6 protein-coding genes and 3 pseudogenes are annotated in these 6,550 nt (G+C 61.7%); 1 reads left to right on the top strand and 8 read right to left on the bottom strand.

Going from position 1 to position 6,550, the window contains the following annotated elements; translation table 11 throughout:
- Nucleotides 1–629: 629 nt before the first annotated feature.
- The 5 genes from M8523_RS35465 to M8523_RS35445 all read right to left on the bottom strand — a co-directional run bounded on the left by M8523_RS35465 (nucleotide 630) and on the right by M8523_RS35445 (nucleotide 3,992).
- Nucleotides 630–1,139 (bottom strand): ester cyclase, encoded by a 510-nt coding sequence (locus M8523_RS35465; RefSeq protein ID WP_282589507.1) that lies wholly within the window; start codon nucleotides 1,137–1,139, stop codon nucleotides 630–632.
- Nucleotides 1,140–1,206: 67 nt separating this feature from the next.
- Nucleotides 1,207–1,401: a hypothetical protein gene (locus M8523_RS35460; protein WP_282589506.1), complete on the bottom strand. Its 195-nt coding sequence runs from the start codon at nucleotides 1,399–1,401 to the stop codon at nucleotides 1,207–1,209.
- A gap of 369 nt (nucleotides 1,402–1,770) precedes the next feature.
- Nucleotides 1,771–2,343 (bottom strand): cytochrome b, encoded by a 573-nt coding sequence (locus M8523_RS35455; RefSeq protein ID WP_282589505.1) that lies wholly within the window; start codon nucleotides 2,341–2,343, stop codon nucleotides 1,771–1,773.
- Between the two features lie 30 nt (nucleotides 2,344–2,373).
- Nucleotides 2,374–3,225, bottom strand: coding sequence for an MBL fold metallo-hydrolase (locus tag M8523_RS35450; protein WP_282589508.1), 852 nt, complete (start codon nucleotides 3,223–3,225; stop codon nucleotides 2,374–2,376).
- 323 nt (nucleotides 3,226–3,548) lie between these two features.
- Nucleotides 3,549–3,992, bottom strand: a complete 444-nt coding sequence (locus M8523_RS35445) for a DoxX family protein (RefSeq protein WP_282589504.1) — start codon at nucleotides 3,990–3,992, stop codon at nucleotides 3,549–3,551.
- A 109-nt stretch (nucleotides 3,993–4,101) separates the two neighbouring features.
- Between M8523_RS35445 and M8523_RS35440 the strand changes: the two genes are divergently transcribed.
- Nucleotides 4,102–5,028: a LysR family transcriptional regulator gene (locus tag M8523_RS35440; RefSeq protein ID WP_282589503.1), complete on the top strand. Its 927-nt coding sequence runs from the start codon at nucleotides 4,102–4,104 to the stop codon at nucleotides 5,026–5,028.
- A gap of 103 nt (nucleotides 5,029–5,131) precedes the next feature.
- Here the strand turns inward: M8523_RS35440 and M8523_RS35435 are convergent.
- From M8523_RS35435 to tnpB, 3 pseudogenes are all read right to left on the bottom strand, one after another.
- Nucleotides 5,132–5,375, bottom strand: a pseudogene (locus M8523_RS35435) (ATP-binding protein); the annotation flags it as partial.
- A gap of 75 nt (nucleotides 5,376–5,450) precedes the next feature.
- Nucleotides 5,451–6,071, bottom strand: a pseudogene (locus M8523_RS37055) (transposase domain-containing protein).
- Nucleotides 6,072–6,216: 145 nt separating this feature from the next.
- A pseudogene (gene tnpB, locus M8523_RS35420) lies at nucleotides 6,217–6,441 on the bottom strand (IS66 family insertion sequence element accessory protein TnpB); the annotation flags it as partial.
- Nucleotides 6,442–6,550 lie beyond the last annotated feature (109 nt).

The following is a 6,550-nucleotide window of genomic DNA, read 5'->3' as shown; positions in this document are numbered from 1 at the left end:
GCCGCGATGCTGGGCGGGTTCGACATGCCACCAGGGAATCAGATCACCCGCAGGCCGCATAGCGGAAAACGAGACCTCTGCCCGCGGTTTTGCCCCTCTTACCCAAACTGAGCAAGAATGGCTCTAGCCTCGGAAACTACGTACGCGCTTGGCCTTCGAGGCCAGGGGTCTGTGCAGATCCTGATGAACTCGCTTCTGCCTCGGCTCGGCCAGCATCCACCGCCTGTCCACGTCGATCGAACGACTTCGGGAGCCTCACGCCCGTCAATCGGAGCAGTTCGGTGCTCTCGCTACCGCTCCGTCGGACCCCGGGCTCCACAGGTACTTTCCAAGGCTGCCGCTCGCTTTCCTTTCGTGCACGATGACGATCCCCATAGGCGATCACGTTGAGGACCGCCTTCCAGCGCGCGATATCAATATCGCTCGCGAGACACATCGGCGGGAAGAACGGCACGATTGGGTGCGTCACAAGTCATGTCCGTCATAGGACGTCGGCAATCCTGCGACACGATGGTTCTGATCAGTGGTCTGAAAGTCGCGTGATGTCCTGATAAGCTTCGCGTGATCGCGGGCTGCGCTTGCGAGTCCGGTCGGAGAGTCGGCAACATGTCGGCCGGAGGTGCGCCCGGTCAAAAAGAAGCTCCAAGTTGTTTCATTGCGGCAGTCCAGTTCTCTATATGATATGCCCTTGATAGCTTGCCGTCCTTGACCGTGAACGTATCGATCGACATCGTCCTGAAACTGCGTCCAGTCGGCTTCACGCCAAAGAAGTCGAGCACCGGAGTGCCTGTCGCCTCTCCTCGAACAATAATCCGGTCGCCTGAGGTAATCACGTCTTTGATCGTCCAATGCAGGTCTGGAATGACTTCACCTAGATATTTAAACGCACCGAGTAATTTTGATCGATCAACGCACTCTTCGTTACCTGAGCATGACTGATAATCGGCGTTCGTGGCTTCGTCCAAGAGAGATGTGATGTCCTTCTTCGATGGCTCGTTCAGCGCTTCGTAAAGCGGTGCAACGATCATCCGCGCGCGATCGGGCGTCAAATCGGCTGCTGTCTGCGCTCTTGAATGGCCGGCAGCCGACATCATCGCGATCGAAACGGCGATCGCTGCAACAGTGTGAACAGCTTGCATGTGTTTAACCTTTATTCGATGCCTTGGACGGTGTTCGTTGTCAGGCTTTCTGGAACATATGGCGGCGTCAACGATGGACGAGTTTGACGGCAGCGGCCGGTGCCGCCCTTCCGACCTTGGCGGCGCTCGTCGCGCCCAGGGCCGCCCTGGTGCCGTCGGTCTTCGTGGCACGCTCCTCAAGCTCGGCATCGCGATCCGACTCAAGTTCCGCGGCGCTCTCCTGCCCGAAATCGCCCCAGTACGCATCGGCCTGCGAACTCACGGACACGTACTCCCCAGCGGCCGAGGTCAGAGCCGCTTGAGGGTGGTCCGCAAAGATCGCTTCAGATGCCCAGCTCGTCCCGGGCGTGGGCTCCCGGGGCCTCCTTTGCCATGAGTTGATTTCGACCTACCGCGCCAGCGCCGGCTCTACACCGCGACGGACGTAGATCGGCAGCCAACGACATGGAGCCTGCTACCAAGCCGGCGACACAAGTGAGCAGGACCTCGCTCGACGAGCTTACCGCCGTCGCCACCCCAACCATAAGGCTCGCGCTGGAGATGCCTCGTTAGCTGCGAGGATTGCGGCCCGCGGCCCACCGACGTGAGCGATCGGGGGAATTCGGTGGAAAGACAGCTCACGTGTGATTATTCAAAGTACTGTAGAGCGATGGGCGTGTTCCGGAGGAACCGTCGCGACCGGTGCCCGGGGCAGCATCCGCTTCAGCACGCCGTCGTGCCAGAGGTAATGGTGGACCAGCGCGGCCGCGGCGTGGAACAGGCCGAGGCCGAGGAGGATGTTGGCCGCAAGGCCATGCCAGTGCGTGATCGGGCGGCGCCAGGACCGGTCGCCGACCTGCGGCAGGTCGACAAGGTCGAACAGGTTGTAGCCGCGCACGAACGCGTTCACGATCCCCAGCACGACTACGACAATCAGCAGGGCGTAGAGGAGGTAGTGGGTGAGCTTGGCGAAGGTCTGGAGGGGTCCGCTGTCCGCCGGCGGCAAGCGCCGGCCTCCGGAAGCCCGCCATCCGATTCGCCAAGCCAGGATGGCCGCCAGAGCGAATCCCAGGACCACGTGGATCGACCAGACTGCCGTGTTCGCGGGACCGTCCGGGATCCAGTCCGCCGTTTGGCCGATGATCCACAGCATCGCGACCGATGCAGCGGTCAGCCAATGCAAGTATACAGTGGTCCTGTCGTACACCGTTCTAGCTATCGTCACGCTTTCCTCGCTCATCGAGTTGTCATAGCTCTAACCGGGCAGTTGCGCCAAGTATTGCCGCGCCGGGGAGATATACTCACTGTGCTCCCAGGTCGGATACTTGGCACGCAACCGCTGATCGAGCTCGGCGCTTGGCACACCCGTGGTCCGGAAGACCGCCCGAGCTTCCGTGAAATAGCCGAGGAGATCCGTTGCGATCTCCGGCCCGCCAAGGTTGCCGTGGCCCGGCACAATGAGGCGCGGCTGGAGTGCCAACACGTCCCTGAGGACCGACTCCCAGCGCGCGACATTGATGTCGCTCGCATTGATCATCGGCGGGAAGAAGGGCACGATCGGGAACATACGTTCTTCGATCAGGTCGCCGATGAACACGATCTGCTCGTCCGGCAGGTGTACGATCTGGTCACCTGGGCTGTGCGCGGTGCCCCACGTGTGGAACTCGACCTGCCGCCCGCCCAGGTCGAGCGTCGCGCGGTCGCCGTCATAGGTTTGATCGGGCGGCGTGAGGACGACTCCATCGAGGAGGGCCCTGCGTTCCGTCGACAGGACGGCGCGAAAGCCGTCCAGCAGCGTTGTACCGGAACGCGCGAAGTAATCGCGTTGCGCGGCATTGTAATAGATGCGCGCATCCGGCTTAAACGCTTGCGCGCCGAAACCATGCTCCGGGTGGGCGTGCGTCACCGTCAGTATGATACTCCGGCCTGGTGCGAGCTGTCGGGCCAATTTGATGACGTTTTCCCCGTTTTGGGGTCCAAGACCGCAGTCAACTACGAGCACCGAGTCGCGGCCGACGACAATGCCGACGTTGGGCACGAGCGGGATCCGTTTGTCCGGCAGAATGAACACGCCCGGAGCTATCTCGGCCGGAAAGCGCACATCCACGATGGGCAAGGCTGGATCCGGCAAAGTCGGAACCGTCTGCACCCGCGCGTTGCCCGCCTCATTAGCTTTCGCAACGGCAGCTGGCATTAAGGCGACAAGACCACCCCACATGCATAGTCTGAGTAGCCCTCGGCGACTGCCGGAAGGAGCTTCGGAAAAACGTGAAACGTTCGTCCTGACTGTATCGATCATAGACCCTCCTCTTAACCGGTTGGCCGGCTCAGTTTGTGGTTGTCGAACATGCAAGTCTTCTGGATGGAACGTGGTCGGAGTAAGTCGGCCACAAACTCCGTCAAGGCGGGGAACTCGCGACCGTCTATGAGCTAGATCCTGACCTGTCCGGTCGCGTTGTGCGCGCGGTCGGTCTTGAAGGTGGTCGGAAGCATGGCGAAAGCTCCGTCGCCAAGCAGTGCGACGCACAAGAGGCCAACGATCCAGAAGGCCGGATATTCCCACCCGCCATGTGGATTGTCGAAGAAGAACCCCGCCGACCCATGCACCGTGACGATCGCGCCGATCATCCCGGGAACCAGAACAAGAGCGGCAATCCGGCTATAAATCCCGAGCACCAACGCGAGGCCACCTATCACTTCGAGCGCTATCATGAGGTACGCGAGAGCTGGCGGCAGCCCAAGGTTGCCGAAGAACTTCGCTGTGCCTGCCGGCGTGAAGACGAATATCTTCAGCCCGGCATGCGCGAGGAACAGGAAGCCAAGCGCTACGCGAAGTAGCGTCGCGGCGAAGGGAGCGGTGCGGGCGTCGATCACGGGGGAATGCTCCGTCTCGGATTCGGTGTCCTCGACCCTAGGCTCGCCGCGGTGATACGATAATGCAGCAATTCGACGGAACATCTCACACCAAAAGAGTGAGGCCTAAATGTTGGACCGCTTCATGGGTCTCAAGGTCTTCGGACGCGTGGCGGCGCTCGGCAGCCTATCGGCAGCGGCACGGGAGATCGGCGCGTCGCCCACCATGGTCAGCAAGCATGTCGGGGCCATCGAGGACCGGCTTGGCGTCAAGCTGCTGCACCGCACCACTCGCAAGGTGACGCTGACGGAGGCGGGGCGGCGCTATCTCGACAGCATCGAGCGGGTCCTGGCCGATCTCGCTGAAGCGGATGCCGCGGCAATCGCTGAACGGCTCGAGGTGACTGGAACGCTGCGTTTGAGCGCGCCGGTATCGTTCGGGGTGCGGGAACTCGTGCCGAACCTCTCCGACCTCTTCCGTCTCCATCCAAGGCTGAGCATCGACATCGGCCTCAACGACCGCATGGTCGACCTCGTCGAGGAAGGCTGGGACATGGCTCTGAGGATCGGCACCGTTCGCGACCAAACGATGACAGCACGAAGGTTGGCGCCCTGCCATATGATTCTGGCAGCCTCGCCAGAATATCTCGCTAAACACGGCACTCCAAGAACATCCGCCGACCTCACCTCACATAATTGTCTGGCATATACGCTCGTGCAGACGCTCTCCCTTGATCGTTGGATATTCGGGAAGGACGGGCAAACGGCCATAGCGGTGCGGGGCAACCTTCGGGCAAGCAATGGTGACGCGCTCGTTGCCGCCGCTGTCCTGGGACAGGGCTTGATCTATCAACCAACCTTTTTGCTCTCTAAAGACATAGAAGCCGGCAGACTCATGCCGATCAAGCTCGACGTATCCATGCTCGAACTGCCGGGTGTCTTCGCCGTCTATCCGGCTAATCGGAAGCCGCCTGCCAAAGTTCGCGCGGTCGTCGATTTCCTGGTCGAGCGCTTTCAGGGGACGCCCCCCTGGGAGCGGGGGCTCCCGGTGTTCTGACCAGCCTCACTCAACGGACACTTCGATCGTCAGACTGCGGCTGCATTCGGGTAGGCAGCCACCCGCATTGGGGTCGCTTTGAACACTTCTCGTCGAAGCAGATGGCGAAGCCGCGGTTCGAGGTGAGGATGATGGCGCCCTTTTCGTACCGGGAATGTCGCGCAACGCGCCTTCACGTTCGGCCTTCGAGAGCGCGGCGATGATGTCGGCGAGGGAGCTGAAGTAAACGCTGCGGCCGGCTTTGATCGCTTCGACGCCCAAGGACACACTGAGGTGGGTCTTGCCTGTGCCCGGCGCCCGATGAGATGGACGCTTTCGGCGCGGTCGATGAACTGCAGTTCGGCGAGACATCAACTGTAGTAGTTTGTACTTGACCTGACAGACAGCGTCTGGAGGTGGTCGTTTTGCACTGCCTCCCGTGATCAGGCGGCGATCAACTTTTCCTTGGCGATCGGGACGGCGTCAAGAAAGGTTCGCATGGGTGTCTTGCCAAAGCACCAACGTCCCTGTGGGCTCGCTCTTCATTGTAGCTCCGGATCCAAGCGTCGAGGTCGTCCTACAGCTCTGCGATCGAGCCGTAGGATCTTTTTCCGTAAGACCACGCGGTAGAATTCGTCCAGCACCGTCTTGTGGAAGCGCCCGACGATGCCGTTCGTCTGCGGACTTTTTTTCTTGGTGCGGGAGTGGTCGACGTCCTCGACCGCCAGGTAGAGCTCGTATTCGTGGTGCTCCGGGTCGCGCAGACGCGCTCCGCCGCATCGATCGCAGGTGCAAGGAGCGGGATAGACGATGCGTTCGACCGGCAGGTCGGCCGGAACCGTCGGCCGTGATCGCGTTCTCTGGCTCTCGGGCCTGGTCTTGACGGCGTCGGGCACGGCCAAATCGGTCTCGGCTTCCACCGCCGCCTGGCTCTCTTCCAGATCCTCGATCGCCAGTTCCAGCTGTTCGACAAGCAGCTTGCCGCGTTCAGAGGATTGGCCGAACTGCTCCCGGCGCAGCTTGGCGATCAGCAACTTCAGCTTCTCGTTCTCGAGCCGGCGCACCAGCGCCTCGCTTCGCTCCACCACCAGCGTGTCGCGCAGCGACAGGATCAACGCATGGGCGTCGGCGAGGGCGGAGGGGAGCGGGTCGGAGGGCGTCGTCACATCCGCGTCGGATCACAACCAGCGGAACGTGCAAGGCTTTTCGCTATCCGGCCCCGCCAGGGCGAAAGCTTTGTTGGGGGTTCCGCCAATCGATCGCTTCCAGAAGATAGCCCATCTGCCCCGCCGTCAGCGCCACGGCGCCGTCCACCGTCTGGGGCCAAACAAAACGGCCCCGGTCCAGCCGCTTGGCATAAAGCGACAGCCCGATCCCGTCGTGCCACAGCGCCTTGATCAACGATCCGCCCCGGCCGCGAAAGACAAAGACGTCGCCCGCGAAGGGTTATGTGGCGCGCCACATAACCCTTCTTATGTCTCGGGCGAGATTATGTGGCGGAGGCGGCGTGACGTCAGCCAGGGCCGGCCACGCGTGGATTCCT

The sequence above is a fragment of the Lichenifustis flavocetrariae genome (assembly GCF_026130545.1).
Classification (GTDB): domain Bacteria; phylum Pseudomonadota; class Alphaproteobacteria; order Rhizobiales; family Beijerinckiaceae; genus Lichenihabitans; species Lichenihabitans flavocetrariae.
Note: the sequence above shows the minus strand (reverse complement) of the source record. Positions and strands in the feature narration are given on the sequence as shown.